The sequence below is a fragment of the uncultured Paracoccus sp. genome, assembly GCF_945915435.1.
Classification (GTDB): domain Bacteria; phylum Pseudomonadota; class Alphaproteobacteria; order Rhodobacterales; family Rhodobacteraceae; genus Paracoccus.
Genome location: NZ_CAMEFG010000011.1, coordinates 62381 through 76343 on the forward strand (window position 1 = coordinate 62381; position 13963 = coordinate 76343).

The 13963-nt window shown below is 65.6% G+C and carries 14 protein-coding genes; 10 read left to right on the forward strand and 4 right to left on the reverse strand.

Annotated elements, in window-relative coordinates; translation table 11 throughout:
• The first annotated feature begins 120 nt into the window (after positions 1-120).
• Positions 121-381: a hypothetical protein gene (locus Q0O97_RS05740; protein WP_294926119.1), complete on the forward strand. Its 261-nt coding sequence runs from the start codon at positions 121-123 to the stop codon at positions 379-381.
• Here Q0O97_RS05740 and Q0O97_RS05745 read toward each other — a convergent pair.
• Positions 375-986: a sugar transferase gene (locus tag Q0O97_RS05745; RefSeq protein ID WP_294926138.1), complete on the reverse strand. Its 612-nt coding sequence runs from the start codon at positions 984-986 to the stop codon at positions 375-377. The two genes, Q0O97_RS05740 and Q0O97_RS05745, sit on opposite strands and share 7 nt — an antisense overlap.
• Before the next feature lie 333 nt (positions 987-1319).
• Here Q0O97_RS05745 and Q0O97_RS05750 point away from each other — a divergent pair, with 333 nt between their 5' ends.
• Positions 1320-2108, forward strand: coding sequence for a hypothetical protein (locus tag Q0O97_RS05750; protein WP_294926121.1), 789 nt, complete (start codon positions 1320-1322; stop codon positions 2106-2108).
• Between the two features lie 36 nt (positions 2109-2144).
• Here Q0O97_RS05750 and Q0O97_RS05755 read toward each other — a convergent pair whose 3' ends face one another.
• The gene (locus Q0O97_RS05755) at positions 2145-2984 is read right to left on the reverse strand and encodes a glycosyltransferase (protein WP_294926123.1); all 840 of its coding nucleotides are present in this window, start codon (positions 2982-2984) and stop codon (positions 2145-2147) included.
• A 196-nt stretch (positions 2985-3180) separates the two neighbouring features.
• Here Q0O97_RS05755 and Q0O97_RS05760 point away from each other — a divergent pair, with 196 nt between their 5' ends.
• The 6 genes from Q0O97_RS05760 (at position 3181) to Q0O97_RS05785 (ending at position 10506) form a co-directional block, all read left to right on the forward strand.
• Positions 3181-3924, forward strand: a complete 744-nt coding sequence (locus Q0O97_RS05760) for a chromosome partitioning protein (protein WP_294926125.1) — start codon at positions 3181-3183, stop codon at positions 3922-3924.
• Positions 3925-3936: 12 nt separating this feature from the next.
• A complete protein-coding gene (locus Q0O97_RS05765) occupies positions 3937-5442 on the forward strand; it encodes a lipopolysaccharide biosynthesis protein (RefSeq protein WP_294926127.1) in 1506 nt (501 codons plus the stop codon).
• Positions 5443-5445: 3 nt separating this feature from the next.
• Positions 5446-6801, forward strand: a complete 1356-nt coding sequence (locus Q0O97_RS05770; protein WP_294926129.1) for an oligosaccharide flippase family protein — start codon at positions 5446-5448, stop codon at positions 6799-6801.
• A 137-nt stretch (positions 6802-6938) separates the two neighbouring features.
• Complete coding sequence (locus tag Q0O97_RS05775; protein WP_294926130.1) at positions 6939-9218, forward strand: NADP-dependent malic enzyme; 2280 nt, start codon at positions 6939-6941, stop codon at positions 9216-9218.
• 67 nt (positions 9219-9285) lie between these two features.
• Complete coding sequence (locus tag Q0O97_RS05780; protein WP_294926139.1) at positions 9286-9876, forward strand: GNAT family protein; 591 nt, start codon at positions 9286-9288, stop codon at positions 9874-9876.
• Between the two features lie 105 nt (positions 9877-9981).
• Positions 9982-10506, forward strand: coding sequence for a GNAT family N-acetyltransferase (locus Q0O97_RS05785; protein ID WP_294926132.1), 525 nt, complete (start codon positions 9982-9984; stop codon positions 10504-10506).
• Here the strand turns inward: Q0O97_RS05785 and Q0O97_RS05790 are convergent.
• On the reverse strand, positions 10501-11385 hold the full coding sequence (locus tag Q0O97_RS05790; RefSeq protein WP_294926133.1) for a rhodanese-related sulfurtransferase: 885 nt from the start codon (positions 11383-11385) through the stop codon (positions 10501-10503). The genes Q0O97_RS05785 and Q0O97_RS05790 overlap by 6 nt on opposite strands.
• A gap of 112 nt (positions 11386-11497) precedes the next feature.
• On the opposite strand from Q0O97_RS05790, the gene pncA reads away from it, so the two are divergent.
• Positions 11498-12094 (forward strand): bifunctional nicotinamidase/pyrazinamidase, encoded by a 597-nt coding sequence (pncA, locus tag Q0O97_RS05795; protein WP_294926134.1) that lies wholly within the window; start codon positions 11498-11500, stop codon positions 12092-12094.
• Positions 12091-13401 carry a nicotinate phosphoribosyltransferase gene (gene pncB / locus Q0O97_RS05800; protein ID WP_294926135.1) on the forward strand — a complete coding sequence of 437 codons (1311 nt, stop codon included), beginning with the start codon at positions 12091-12093 and terminating at the stop codon, positions 13399-13401. Before pncA ends, pncB begins: the two co-directional genes overlap by 4 nt.
• A 5-nt stretch (positions 13402-13406) precedes the next feature.
• Here pncB and Q0O97_RS05805 read toward each other — a convergent pair whose 3' ends face one another.
• The gene (locus tag Q0O97_RS05805; protein ID WP_294926136.1) at positions 13407-13616 is read right to left on the reverse strand and encodes a hypothetical protein; all 210 of its coding nucleotides are present in this window, start codon (positions 13614-13616) and stop codon (positions 13407-13409) included.
• Positions 13617-13963 lie beyond the last annotated feature (347 nt).

Consider the following 13963-nt stretch of genomic DNA (forward strand, 5'->3'; position numbering starts at 1 on the left):
CTACAGTTTTAACAAGTTTCTTTTCCGGCCCGTCCAGATCATGGACTTTAACGATAGGTTAACTTTTATCCGCTATCCCGGTCCTGACGACAGCGTTCACCGGATACACGGAAAAACTTTTTGGGAAGGAGAACTCAACTGTTCGGAACCCTTTTCACTGCGGCCATCGGCGCATTCCTGGCGACCCTGTTGCTGGCGCATCTTCTGGGCCTGTCCTTCCTTCTTTCGGTCCTGGTGTATTCCCTGACCGGCAGCGCAATCGTGCTGCTGCTGGCATGGCGCCGCTTCACCGCCGCCGAGGATGAGGAAGACACCGCTTCATGGGAAGGTGCCGGCCACGCCGGATATATCCCGATGGGGGCTGGGCGCCGGTCTCAGTAGCCGGTCCCCCGCAGCACCACGCCGACGGTCTGCACGATGATGCGGGCATCCTCGCGCAGGCTGAGTTCGGCGGCATAGCGGGCATCGAAATTCGCGCGCGCGGCAAAGGTGCTGTCGTTGCGGTCCGAAATCTGCCACAGCCCGGTCACGCCCGGACGCAGGTGATAGTAATCGGCGCCGGGATAAAGCTGGGCCTGCTCAAGCAGCATGGGACGCGGGCCGACAAGGCTCATGTCGCCGATCAGCACGTTGAAAAGCTGCGGCAGCTCATCCAGCGAGGATTTGCGCAGAAAGCGGCCAAAGCGCGTGATCCGCGGGTCTTTCTTCAGCTTTTGCGTCAGGTCCCATTCGCGGCGCGCGGCGGGATTTGCTTGCAGATAGGCCGCAAGCTGGGCATCGGCGTCATGGACCATGCTGCGCAGCTTCCACAGGCGAAAGCTGCGGCCCGAACGTCCGATGCGCAGTTGCGAATAAAAGGGCGAGCCGCCGTCCATCGCGACGATCGCCACAAGGATCAGCATGATCGGCAAGATGATGGGGATCATCATCACCACCACCACGATATCCAGCAGCCGCTTGAAGTGTTGCGAGTAGACCGACCTGATCCCCGTGGGAAGGTCCTCATAGCTGACAACTGGTGGGATATTGCCGAAGCTCAGCCGCTGCGGATCATCCGCAGCCAAGTTAACCTGTTGTTTCATCGTTACACTCGCGACACATTGTTGCCGCCAGTATAGCGCAGCATTTTAATAAAAAAAGACAGAACCAAGCCTCTGTCCAAAAGGACAGGTTTGTTTTATTTCAACAGGTTAGCCTGAATCCTGTCAGGAATTTTGCTGTTAATAGTTAATTTGTCTGCCTAAGGTGACCATGCCGGGGCGATGCATGTCAATATCCGCCAGACCCGGCAGGCGGAAAGCAGCTTCAAAGGGGGCCTTATGGTCGGCGCAACATTGCATCTGCTGATGGAGGGCGTCGCGGCCTTCTACATCGGGCACAGCCTGGTCGGCCCGACATTGCCGCGGATGATGGACGACCTGGTCGATCAGCGGGTCGAATATTCGATCATCAACGGCGCGCCGCTGGAATGGATCTGGGACCATTCGAGCGGGGCCGAGGGGCGGGACGGCCGCGACTGGCTGCCCCGCAACCCGGTCGAGGCGCTGGTCCTGACCGAACGGGTGCCCCTGCACGGAACCGTCGCCTATCACGATTCGGGGCGGTTTTCGCGCAAATGGGTCGATCTGGCGGCGCAGGGCAATCCGCAGGTGCAACCCTTTCTTTACGAATCATGGCATAGCCTGGACAGCGGCACCGGGGTCGACGTGCCCCATGATGATCACGACGACATACCCTGGCGGGCGCGGCTGGATCAGGACCTGCCGCTCTGGCGCGCCATCGTGGACGAGGCGAACCGCGACCTGCCGCCGGGCCGGGCGCCCATGAAACTGATCCCGGCGGGGCAGGCGATGGCACGGCTGAGCGATGCGATCGACGCGGGCGAGGTGCCGGGCCTGGATTCGATCCGCCAGCTTTTCAGCGACGATATTCACCCCAACGGGTTGGGGTTCTATTTCGTCGCAATGGTCCATTATGCGTCGATCACCGGGGAAAGCCCGGTCGGCCTGCCCACCCGCCTGTCCGGGCATCCCGGCCCGACGCCCGAGCAGGCCCGTATCCTGCAAGAGATCGCCCGGCAGACCGTCGCAGAGTTCCCAACCCCCTGAAGGCCTTCCCGAAACCTGCCGATCCCGGCTGCGGGGTCAACGTCCTCGTGCCCATTCCTGCCGGTTGCGCCCCGCCCGCACGGCCAGCGCGACCAGCGAATAGACCGCGAATCCGGCCGGATCGCGCAGTGCCAGCCGCGCCAGTTCGGCCCTGCCGGGGCGGTCGTGGCCCTGGTTGCGCAGAAGCTGGGGGAACATGCGCGCGATCTCGGCCACGCCATTGTCCTGCCGGCGGCGGACGCGGACCAGCCTGTCGAATCCTTCGGCGATGGGCCATTCATAGGGGATGTCGACCAGCACCCGCTCAGCCGCCGAGAAGTTCAGCCGCGCGAAGGTGTCGTCCGAAATGATCTGCGGAAACCACCCCCATCGCGCCCGCCCGGCAGGGTTGACCGCAAACAGCCCCGCCCCCGTCACATTGCCCGCCACGAAGGGCAGGCGCTGCCAGAACCGCGCATAATGGCGCGAAACCGCGCTGTCCGCCCGCGCCACCTGCAACCTGCCGCCCGCATAGCGCGGCTGCGGCACGGCCAGCGCCGCGACGATCCCCGCCAGCAGGCCCTGCCCCATGCGGATATCGGCGTCCAGGTAGATGCGTGGCCCCGGTCCCGCCAGCGCGTCGGCGTGGTTCAATGCGCCGGTCTTGCCGCCTTGCGGCAGATCCTCGACCCGCAGCCGCCAGCCGCGCGCGTGAAAGCCGGGCGCCATCCGCGCCGCGCGTTGGGCGGTGTCGTCGGTGCAGCCGTTCGCGACGACGATCGCATCGACAGGCCCGGCATGGTCCTGCGCCAGCAGCGATTCCAGGCAATCCGCGATCCAGTCGCCTTCGTCATGCGCGGGTATGATGACCTGCGCGCTGTCCTGATTCTGGCTCATGGTAATAGGCCCAAGTCTGATCCGCTGCGCCTTCCATACCCGATCCGCCGGGATTTTCACGGGTTTTGTTAAAATGCGAGGTATTTTGACGCAATGTGGCTTGGCGTCAGCCGTTGCCCGGTGCATGAGTGAGGCGCTAATGTGGCTGTGCCGGGCATGACGCGCGGCGGGAATTGCTTGGCCGGGGACCGAAATCTTGAACGATGTGATCGACGAAAGCCAGCGGGGCGGCATCTCCGGCACCGGCGGCTTGTCGCGCAAGCCGGGATTGCGGGGCGGGCTTGGGCTTGACCGTGGGCAGGACCCGGATGCGCGGGGCCAGCGTGCGCAGGACAGCGCCACCCGCAGCCAGAGCCTGGCGCTGCTGCGCACCCGCCTGATGCGAGAGATGCGCGAACGCGGCTGGAATCGCCTTGCCGTCGTGCCGGTCACGCCGGGCGCGGGGGGAACGACGGTGGCCGTCGACCTGGCGCAGGTGATTCGGCGCCACAGCGGGACGCGCGTGATGCTGGTGGACCTGGACCTTGCGGATCCCGCGGTCGCGTCGCGGCTGGGCCTGCCGGGTTGCGCGGGCTATGCCCAGACCACCCGCGCGGGCGGGGATCTGGCCGCGTTGCTGCATGTGCAGCCCGACCACCCCAATTTCGCCGTCCTGGCCCCCGCCGCGCCCGAGGACGAGGCGGCCGAGTTCGTGCAAGGGCAGCGCATGGCCAATGCGTTGCAACAACTGGTGAAATCGGATCCGGCCCATGTCGTCCTGATGGATTGCGCCCCCCTGCTGGGCGGGGACGTGGGGCTGGCCGCGCTGCCCCTGGCCGATGCGATCCTGCTGGTCGCGGACGGGCGGCGCACGACGGCGGCGCAGATGAAGGAATGCGAACGCCTGCTTGCGGACATGCCTCCGCTGATGGGCGTGGTGCTGAACAAGGCCGGGCAATAAAGGGGCGTCAGCTTGGGACCGATCCAATCCATCGAAGACGTCGTCGCGATGATCCGCCGCAGGCTGCCGCTTGTGCTGCTGGTGCTGGTGCTGGGGCTGCTGGTGGCGCTTTATCTGGCCGTGACCTCGCCGCGGGTCTACGAGGGGATCTCGGTCATCCAGGTCGAGGCGCCTGCGATCATCGACCCCGAAAGCGACGCGGGGGTTCCCGCCGCGCGGCGGGTTCAGTTGATCGAGCAGCGGCTGATGGTGCGTGCCAATATCATCGACATGATCGAGCGTCACCGGATTTATACCGCGCTGCCCCTGTCGCTTGACGAAAAGGTCGCGCTGCTGCGCCAGTCGACGCGAATCGACAGCGTGGCGGCGACGGGGCGCGATTCGGGGGGCATGGCCGCGGCGCCGCTTTCCGCCATCGTCATCACGGTCCAGGCGGAAACCGCGCAGAAGGCGGCGGATCTGGCCAATGACTTCGCCGCCTCGATCATCGACCAGGACGAGATCGGCCGTCACGCGCGCATCCAGGAAACCCGCAGCTTCCTGACCGCGATGGAAACCCGCATCGAGCAGGAGCTTGAGGCCCATGAGGGCCGCCTTGCCGATTACCGCATGCAGAATGAGGATTCGCTGCCCTCGTCGCAGGAACATGTCCTGTCCGAGATCGCCCGCCTGAACGAACAGGAATCCGTTCTGGACCGCGAAATCATGGCGCTGGAACGTGAACGCCTTGCCATCCAGGCCGCCGATTCCACCATCGAGGGCCGCCCCGCCGGGTCGCTGGCCCAGCAGTTGCGCTCGGCCGAACTGGAACTGGCGCAGGCGCGCCGCACCTTTGCCGCCGACCACCCCGAGATCGCGCGGCTGGAAGAAAACATCCGCCGCCTGAATCAGGGCGGGCTGATCCAGTCCTCGCCCATCGTGGACGACCAGATCACCCTTATCGACGCCCAGCTGGAGCAGTTGCGCCGCCAGCGGGTGATGCTGTCCGAACGTCAGGCCGCCATCGATGCCGCCCGTGGCCGCATGGCTGAGGTCATGCGCGAGGTCGAGGCTCTGACCCGCGAACAGCGCCGCCTTCAGGACAGCTACGCCGAAACCTCGCGCCGGCTGGCCGAGGTCGAGATGCTGAGGTCCTTGCAGGAAAGCAACCAGACCGAGCGTCTCGTGGTGCTGGAACCCGCCGTGCCGCCCGAGTTTCCAGCCATGTCGGGGCGCAAGAAAAGCGCCATCCTTGGGGGATTTGCCAGCGTGATGGCGGCCCTTGGCCTGTCCTTCCTGCTGGAACTGCGCAAGCCGGTGCTGCGCAGCAGCGGCCAGTTCATGCGCGCAACCGGCCTGCGCCCGGTGGTCGAACTGGCCTATATTCCCAATGCAAGCGACCTGGCGCGCCAAAGGCGGGCCAGGACCCAGATCGCCCTGATCGCGATCCTGGGGACCATCGCCGCGATCTGGCTGACGGGCTACCTGCCCGGCGTGCCGTCGCCCGGCGTGGTCGGGCCGATGGGCAGCGGCGGCTGATCCATGTCCGGCGGCGCATCCCCGAAAGGGCCGTTGGCCTCGCGCGCGCTTGGCGGCTCGATCCTGTCCGTGATCGGATTCGGCGGCGGGCAGGCGATGCGGCTTGCCTCGAACCTGATCCTGACGCGCATCCTCAGCCCCGACGATTTCGGACTGATGACGCTGGTCACCAGCTTCCTGATCGGGCTGATGATGTTCAGCGACATGGGGCTGGGTCCGTCGATCATGCAAAGCAGGCGCGGCGACGACCCGGATTTCCTGGACACCGCCTGGACGATCAAGGTCATCCGCGGCGTGATCCTGCTGGGCGCCGCCACGCTGATCGCCGTGCCGCTGGCGCATTTCTACGACGCCCCGGCATTCGCGCATATCTTTCCGGTTGCGGCGATCTCGCTGCTGGTGGCGGGGTTCAACCCGACCCGCATCGACACCGCCGCGCGTCACCTGATCCTGGGCCGTCTGACGGCGGTCGAACTGGCCGCGCAGGCCGTCAACATCGCCATCACCGTGCTGGCCGCATGGCTGCTGCAATCGGTCTGGGCGCTGGCCATCGGCAACGTCACCGGCGCGCTGGTCCATCTGGCGATGACGCATTTCCTGCTGCCCGGCCATGTCAACCGCTTTCGGTTCGAGGCGGCTGCGCGGTCCGAGCTGGTCGCCTTCGGCAAGTGGATCTTTCTCAGCACCATCTGCGGCTTCCTGCTGTTTCAGGGCGACCGGATCATCCTTGGCCGCGTCCTGACGCTGGAGGGGCTGGGGATCTACAATATCGGCCTGTTCCTGGGCACCGTCCCGATGATGGTGGGCGGCGCGATCGGGGGGCGGCTGTTCATCCCGATGTATCGCCAGCACCCGCCGGGCGCGAGCGTCGCGGATTTCCGCCTGCTTGCGCGGGTGCGCGGGGGGGTCGCGGTCTTCCTGGTCCTGGTCGCGGCGCTGCTGGCACTGGCCGGGCCGTGGCTTGTCGGATTGCTCTACGACAGCCGCTATGCGGCGGCGGGGGGGCTGCTGGTGGTGATCGCGCTGCTGCAATTGCCGCAAATCCTGGTCATCAGCTATGGCTATGCGGCGCTGGCGGCGGGTGATACGCGGGGCATGTTCAACATGCAGGCGGCGCTGTCCGCGATCTATGTCCTGCTGGTCGGGCTGGGTGCCTGGCGGATGGGGCTGCCCGGCGTGCTGCTGGGGCAGGCGCTCGCGCATGTGCTGGCCTATCCGGTGGTGGCGCGGCTTGCGCATCGGCATGATGCCTGGGACCCGCGCCACGACATGCTGGCGGCGGCGGTCTCGGCCTTGCTGGCGGCGGCGGCGATCCGGCTGCACTGGCCCGAAATCGCGCAGGCGCTGGCGCTTGGCTGACCTCGTGCCTGCAAGGGGGTGCAAAAAAACGCGCCCCGCTGTCGAAATTCCCTGTCATGTTGCGCTAATCTTGGGCATTTGGGGTATATAAGCCGCCCCTCATCGTCGGAAGGCGGCGGCATTCAAAGGGGGGAAGGATGACGGACAACACCTCGCGCAATTCGCGGATCACGGATGAGGAGGCGCTGGCCTATCACTTTGAGCCGCGTCCGGGCAAATACGATATCGTGGCCTCGACCCCGATGACGACGCAGCGCGACCTGTCGCTGGCCTATTCGCCCGGCGTCGCGGTGCCCGTGCAGGCCATCGCCGCGCGCCCCGAGACCGCCTATGACTATACCGTCAAGGGCAACATGGTCGCGGTCGTGTCGAACGGGACCTCGATCCTGGGGCTTGGCAACCTTGGCGCGCTGGCCTCCAAGCCGGTGATGGAGGGCAAGGCGGTGCTGTTCAAACGTTTCGCCGACGTCAATGCCATCGACATCGAACTGGACACCCTAGACGCGGATGAGATCATCAAGGCCGTCCATCTGATGTCGCCCACCTTCGGCGGCATCAACCTGGAAGATATCAAGGCGCCCGAATGCTTCATCATCGAGCAGCGCCTGAAGGAACTCTGCGACATTCCGGTCTTTCACGACGACCAGCACGGCACCGCCGTCATCTGCGCCGCCGGGCTGATCAACGCGCTGGAGCTGTCGGGCAAGAAGATCGAGGATGTCAGGATCGTCCTCAACGGTGCGGGCGCGGCGGGGATCGCCTGCCTGGAACTGGTCAAGTCGATGGGCGCGCGGCAGGAAAACTGCATCATGTGCGACACCAAGGGCGTGATCTTCCAGGGCCGGACCGAGGGCATGAACCAGTGGAAATCCGCCCATGCCGTGGTGACCGAGGCCCGCACGCTGGAAGATGCGATGAAGGGCGCGGACGTATTCCTGGGCGTGTCCGCCAAGGGCGCCGTGACGCCCGAGATGGTCGAATCGATGGCCGACAATCCGGTGATCTTCGCCATGGCCAACCCCGATCCCGAAATCACCCCCGAAGAGGCGCAGGCGGTTCGCCCCGATGCGATCGTCGCCACGGGCCGTAGCGATTATCCCAACCAGGTCAACAACGTCCTGGGCTTTCCCTATCTGTTCCGGGGTGCGCTGGACATCCACGCCCGCGCCATCAACGATGAAATGAAGATCGCCTGCGCCCGCGCATTGGCCGAGCTTGCGCGCGAGGATGTGCCCGACGAGGTCGCCGTGGCCTATGGCCGCAAGCTGCGTTTCGGTCGCGATTACATCATCCCGACGCCTTTTGACCCGCGCCTGATCCATGTCGTGCCCCCGGCGGTCGCGCAGGCGGGCATGGATACCGGCGTCGCCCGCCGCCCGATCATCGACATGGAGGGTTATGTCCAGTCGCTCAAGGCGCGCATGGATCCGACCGCCGCCGTTTTGCAGGGCATCCACGCCCGCGCGCGCCAGGCGCAGGCCCGCATGATCTTTGCCGAGGGCGACGATCCCCGCGTGTTGCGCGCCGCCGTATCCTGGCAGCGCGGCGGCATGGGCCAGTCCCTCGTCGTCGGGCGCGAGGCCGACGTCCGCACCAAGCTGGAGGCCGCCGGGCTTGGCGATGCCTATCGCGAGATCAAGGTGGTCAACGCCGAAACCACCCGGCACCTCGATGCCTATCACCAGTTCCTCTATACCCGCCTGCAACGCCGCGGCATCGACCGCGAGGATGCCGACAAGCTGGCCGACCGCGACCGCCATATCTTCGCCGCGCTGATGCTGGCGCATGGGCATGGCGACGGGCTGGTGACCGGGGCCACCCGCAAAAGCGGACAGGTCCTGTCGCAACTGGGCCGCGTCTTCGACCTGCGCCCGCAGGATGGCGCGGTGGGTATCACCGCCGTCCTGCACAACGGGCGCATCGTCCTGATGGGCGACACCCTGGTCCATGAATGGCCCGAGGCCGAGGACCTGGCCGATATCGCCACCCGCGGCGCCCATGTCGCCCGCAGCCTTGGGCTGGACCCGCGCGTGGCCTTCCTGTCCTTTTCCACCTTCGGCTATCCGGTCAGCGAACGCGCGGTGAAGATGGCCAAGGCGACCGAGGTTCTGGACCGGCGCGGCGTCGATTTCGAATATGAGGGCGAGATGACCGTGGACGTCGCGCTGAATCCCGAACAGGCGGCGCGATATCCGTTCTCGCGCCTGACGGGCCCGGCGAATGTGCTGGTGGTGCCCGCGCGGCATTCCGCCTCGATCTCGGTCAAGCTGCTTCAGGAAATGGCGGGGGCGACGGTGATCGGCCCGATCCTGACGGGGGCGCCGCAGCCGATCCAGTTCTGTTCGACCACCTCGACCGTGAACGACATTCTCAACATGGCCGCCATCGCAGCGGGGCGGTTGGGCCAGGTGAAGTAAGCAGGGGGCGGCCTTGCGGGGCCGCCCTGCCACCCGCAAAAGGACCGCGCCGATGCGCCCTGAAACCATGCCTCTGGAACCCGTTACGCTGACGGGCCGCCATGTCCGGCTTGTTCCCCTGTCGCGCGATCATCGCGACGACCTGGCGGCGGCGGTGCGGGATGGCGAGTTGTGGCGGCTGTGGTATACCAGCGTTCCCGAACCCGACGGGATGGGGGCCGAGATCGACCGCCGCCTGTCCCTGCAAGCGGCGGGCAGGATGCTGCCCTTCACCGTCATCGACACCGCCAGCGGCCAGCCGGTCGGCATGACCACCTACATGAACATCGACCTGCAAGGCCCAAGGGTCGAGATCGGCTCGACCTGGTATGCCGCCCGCGTCCAGCGCACCCCCCTGAACACCGAGGCCAAGCGCCTGCTGCTGACCCATGCCTTCGAGCGGCTGGACTGCCTGGCGGTCGAGTTCCGCACCCATTTCCTCAACCGCCAAAGCCGCCGCGCCATCGAGAGGTTGGGCGCGAAACTGGACGGCATCCTGCGCCAGCACATGCGCATGCCCGACGGCAGCTTGCGCGATACCTGCGTCTACAGCATCACCGCCCCCGAATGGCCCGCCGTCCGCGCGGGGCTGGATTGGCAGCTTTCGAAACCGCGCTGAGGGGGTGATGCCTGCAATCGCGTGTTTGCGTTATGCGGGCATGGCGGGTTGCGCATTTCCTTGCAAGCTCCCATACCTTTGGTCCTGCTTGCCAGAGGCCTTTCCATGAGCGACCTGATTATCCGCGCCGCCGAGCCAAGGGACTGCGATCAGCTTGCCGTCCTGGTCAACCTGCCCGGTTACCGCCACGGCACTCTTCGGACGCCCTTTCATTCCGTCGAATGGATGCGAAAACGCCTTGAGACAGCGCCACCCGGCTTCACCGAGATCGTGGCCGAGCAAGACGGCAGGATCGTGGGCAAGGCAAGCCTGCAACAACTCGAAGGCCGCCGTCGGCATGTGGCCAGCATCGGCATCGGCGTCCATGACGACTTCCACGGCAGGGGGATAGGCTCGGCCTTGTTGGCTGCACTGATCGACGCTGCCGACAACTGGCTGGCACTTTCAAGGCTCGAGTTGATGGTGAACGCGGACAATGCCGCGGCCATCCGTCTTTACGAAAAAGCGGGATTCGAACGTGAAGGACTGTTCAAAGCCTATGCGTTCAGGGCAGGGGATCATGTCGATGCCGTTGCCATGGCGCGCCTGCACAAGGCAAACGGCACCCGACACCCTGCGCAGCCCTTATAACTCCAGCTCGCCCCGCTCGACCTGTCTTTGCCTTTCGCGGAAGCGGGCGCGGTCGGCGTCGGTGTATTCGGCAAGGCAGCGGTGGCAGGACACGCCTTCCTCGTATTCCGGGCGGGTCTTGTCTGCGGGGGCAAGCGGGCGGCGGCAGGCGTGGCAGAGGTCGTGATCGCCCTGCCGCAACCCGTGGCCAAGGCTGACGCGCTTGTCGAAGACGAAGCATTCGCCCTGCCAGAGGCTGTCCTGCTGCGGCACCTCCTCCAGATATTTCAGGATGCCGCCCTTCAGGTGAAAGACCTGATCCACGCCCTGAGAAATCAGGTAGTTGGTCGATTTCTCGCAGCGGATGCCGCCGGTGCAGAACATGGCAATGCGCTTGCCCGCGAAGCGATGCGCGTTCTGCCGCCACCAGTCGGGAAACTCGCGAAAGCTGCGGGTGCCGGGATCGACGGCGCCGGCAAAGGTGCCGATCTCGACCTCGTAATCGTTGCGGGTGTCGATCACGGCCACGTCGGGGGCCGAGATCAGCGCGTTCCATTCCAGCGCATCGACGTAATGCCCGACCGTGGCGGTCGGATCGACGTCGGGCTGGCCCATCGTCACGATCTCGCGCTTGAGGCGGACCTTCATGCGGCCGAAGGGCATGGTCTCGGCGGTGCTTTCCTTCCATTCCAGCCCCGCGCAGCCGGGCAGGGCGCGGATATGGGCCAGCACCGCGTCGATGCCCGCGCGGGTGCCTGCGATGGTGCCGTTGACCCCCTCGCGCGCCAGCAGCAGCGTGCCCTTGACGCCCGCGCTTTCGCAGGCGTCCAGCAGGGGCGCGCGCAGGGCGGCGGGGTCCTCGAATCGGGTGAAATGGTAAAGGGCGGCGACGGTGAACATGCCCCGCCCATTGCCCCAAACCGCGCCGCGCATCAAGCGCCCGTGCCGCAAATCGCTTGCAGCCGCAGCGAAAAACCGCAAATCATGCCCCGAACCGGGAAGGAGGGGCGCCATGACGCGGGCCTTGATCGTGATCGACATGCAGCGGGATTTCTGCCCCGGCGGTGCGCTGGCCGTCGCGGGCGGCGACGAGTTGGTCGCCCCCATCAACGCGATGATGCGGGACTTCGACGCCGTGGTGCTGACGCAGGACTGGCATCCGGCGGATCATCGCAGCTTTGCCGCGAACCATCCCGGCACTGAACCGTTCAGCGTGGTTCAGATGGATTACGGCCCGCAAGTGCTGTGGCCCGCCCATTGCGTCATCGGATCAGCGGGTGCGGATTTCCATCCCGGCCTTGACCTGTCCCGCGCCGATCTGGTGATCCGCAAGGGATTCCGGCCCCGTATCGACAGCTATTCGGCCTTTTTCGACAACGACCACGCGACGCCGACCGGGCTTGCGGGCTATCTGGGGGAACGCGGCTTGCGCGATGTGACCTTCGTGGGGCTTGCCCATGATTTCTGCGTGGCATGGTCGGCCATCGACGCGGCGAAGCTGGGCTTTTCCGCCACGGTCGTCGAATCGGCCTGCCGGGCGATCGACCTTGACGGCTCATTGGCCGCCGCACGCCAGTCCATGACCCAGGCCGGGGTAGTGCTGGCATGATGATCCCGAATGTCGATATCGCGACCCGCGTCTATAACCACAAGTGGAAGATCGACCCCATCGTGCGATCCCTGATCGACACGGACTTCTACAAGCTGCTGATGTGCCAGTCGGTTTTCCGCAACCGGCCCGATACGCGCGTGACCTTCAGCCTGATCAACCGCACGACCGGCATCCGATTGGCCGATCTGATTGACGAGGGCGAGCTGCGCGAGCAACTGGACCACGCGCGGGGCCTGTCGCTGACGCGCGGGGAAAGCACATGGCTGCGCGGTAATACCTTTTACGGCAAGCGCCAGATGTTCCGCCCCGACTTCATGGAGTTTCTGGAAAACCTGCGCCTGCCCGCCTATCAGCTTGAAAAGCGCGACGGCCAATATGAACTGACCTTCGAAGGGTCATGGCCCGAGGTGATGCTGTGGGAAATCCCCGCCCTTGCGATCATCATGGAGTTGCGCTCGCGCGCTGTGCTGAAGGACATGGGCCGGTTCGAATTGCAGGTGCTTTACGCCCGCGCCATGACCTGCCTTTGGGAAAAGATCGAAGGCTTGCGCGGGCTTGGTCCCGACCTGCGCATCGCCGATTTCGGCACGCGGCGGCGGCACAGCTTTCTGTGGCAGGACTGGTGCGTTCAGGCGATGGTCGAGGGGCTGGGCGACGAGCGTTTCATCGGCACCTCGAACTGCCTGATCGCCATGCGCCGCGATATCGAGGCCATCGGAACCAACGCCCATGAATTGCCGATGGTCTATGCCGCGCTGGCAGACAGCGACGACGAATTGCGGCAGGCGCCCTACAAGGTGCTTGCCGACTGGCACGAAGAGCATGACGGGATGCTGCGCATCATCCTGCCCGATACCTACGGGACCGACAAATTCCTGGAACATGCGCCCGACTGGCTGGCAGGCTGGACCGGCATCCGCATCGATTCGGGCGATCCGGTCAAGGGGGCCGAGACCGCGATCCGCTGGTGGCAGGACCGGGGCGAGGACCCGCGCGAGAAGCTGATCATCTTCTCGGACGGGCTGGACGTGGCCAGGATCCGCGAGTTGTTCGCGCAATTCCATGGCCGCGTGAAGGTCAGCTTCGGCTGGGGCACCCTGCTGACGAACGATTTTCGCGGGCTGGTGCCGGGCGATGGGCTGGCGCCTTTTTCGCTGGTGTGCAAGGCGGTCGCGGCAGAGGGGCGGCCCACGGTCAAGCTGTCGGACAACCCCGAAAAGGCCACCGGACCCAGGGATGAGATCGCGCGTTACAGGCGCGTGTTCGACATCGGCCGGCAAACGGCCTTTCGGGTCGAGGTCTGACGAAGCTACGAGATCCGTTCTTTCCCCGCTTCGCGCGGGGCCGGGTTGCGCCGGCGTTGCCGGGCGCGGCCGGCGGTCAGGATTGCGCAGATCAGGGTGGTTGCGATGCCTGTCGCGACATAGGCGAGGAAGGCCTGGAACAGCGACGCCCCTGCCAGCAGGGCGATGGCCGCGCCGATCAGGCCGAATATGAAACCGACCAGCAGACTGCCCATGCGATCGCCCCTTTCCCCACCTCCGATACCTTCATGGTGCAACTTGAAGCTGAGAAAGAAAGCGATTTACGTCCGATGCGGGGAAAAATCGCCTTGTGCGGGTCAATTTTGCCGCACCGGGGTCCGGTCCCCGAATCTGACCCCGCCACACCAGCGGATGGCCATCGGATGGCGCAAGGCCCGGCCAGACGGCGCGGGGCGCGCGCGGGTGATTCCGATGCGGGCGGGTGCCGCCTTATGCAGCCTGACAAGCGCGCGGGGCCTTTACGCCAAGGCTGTTACGAGATATTTTTCTCGTCTCGTCTCGTCTCGTCTCGTCTCGTCTCGTCTCGTCTCGTCTCGTCTCG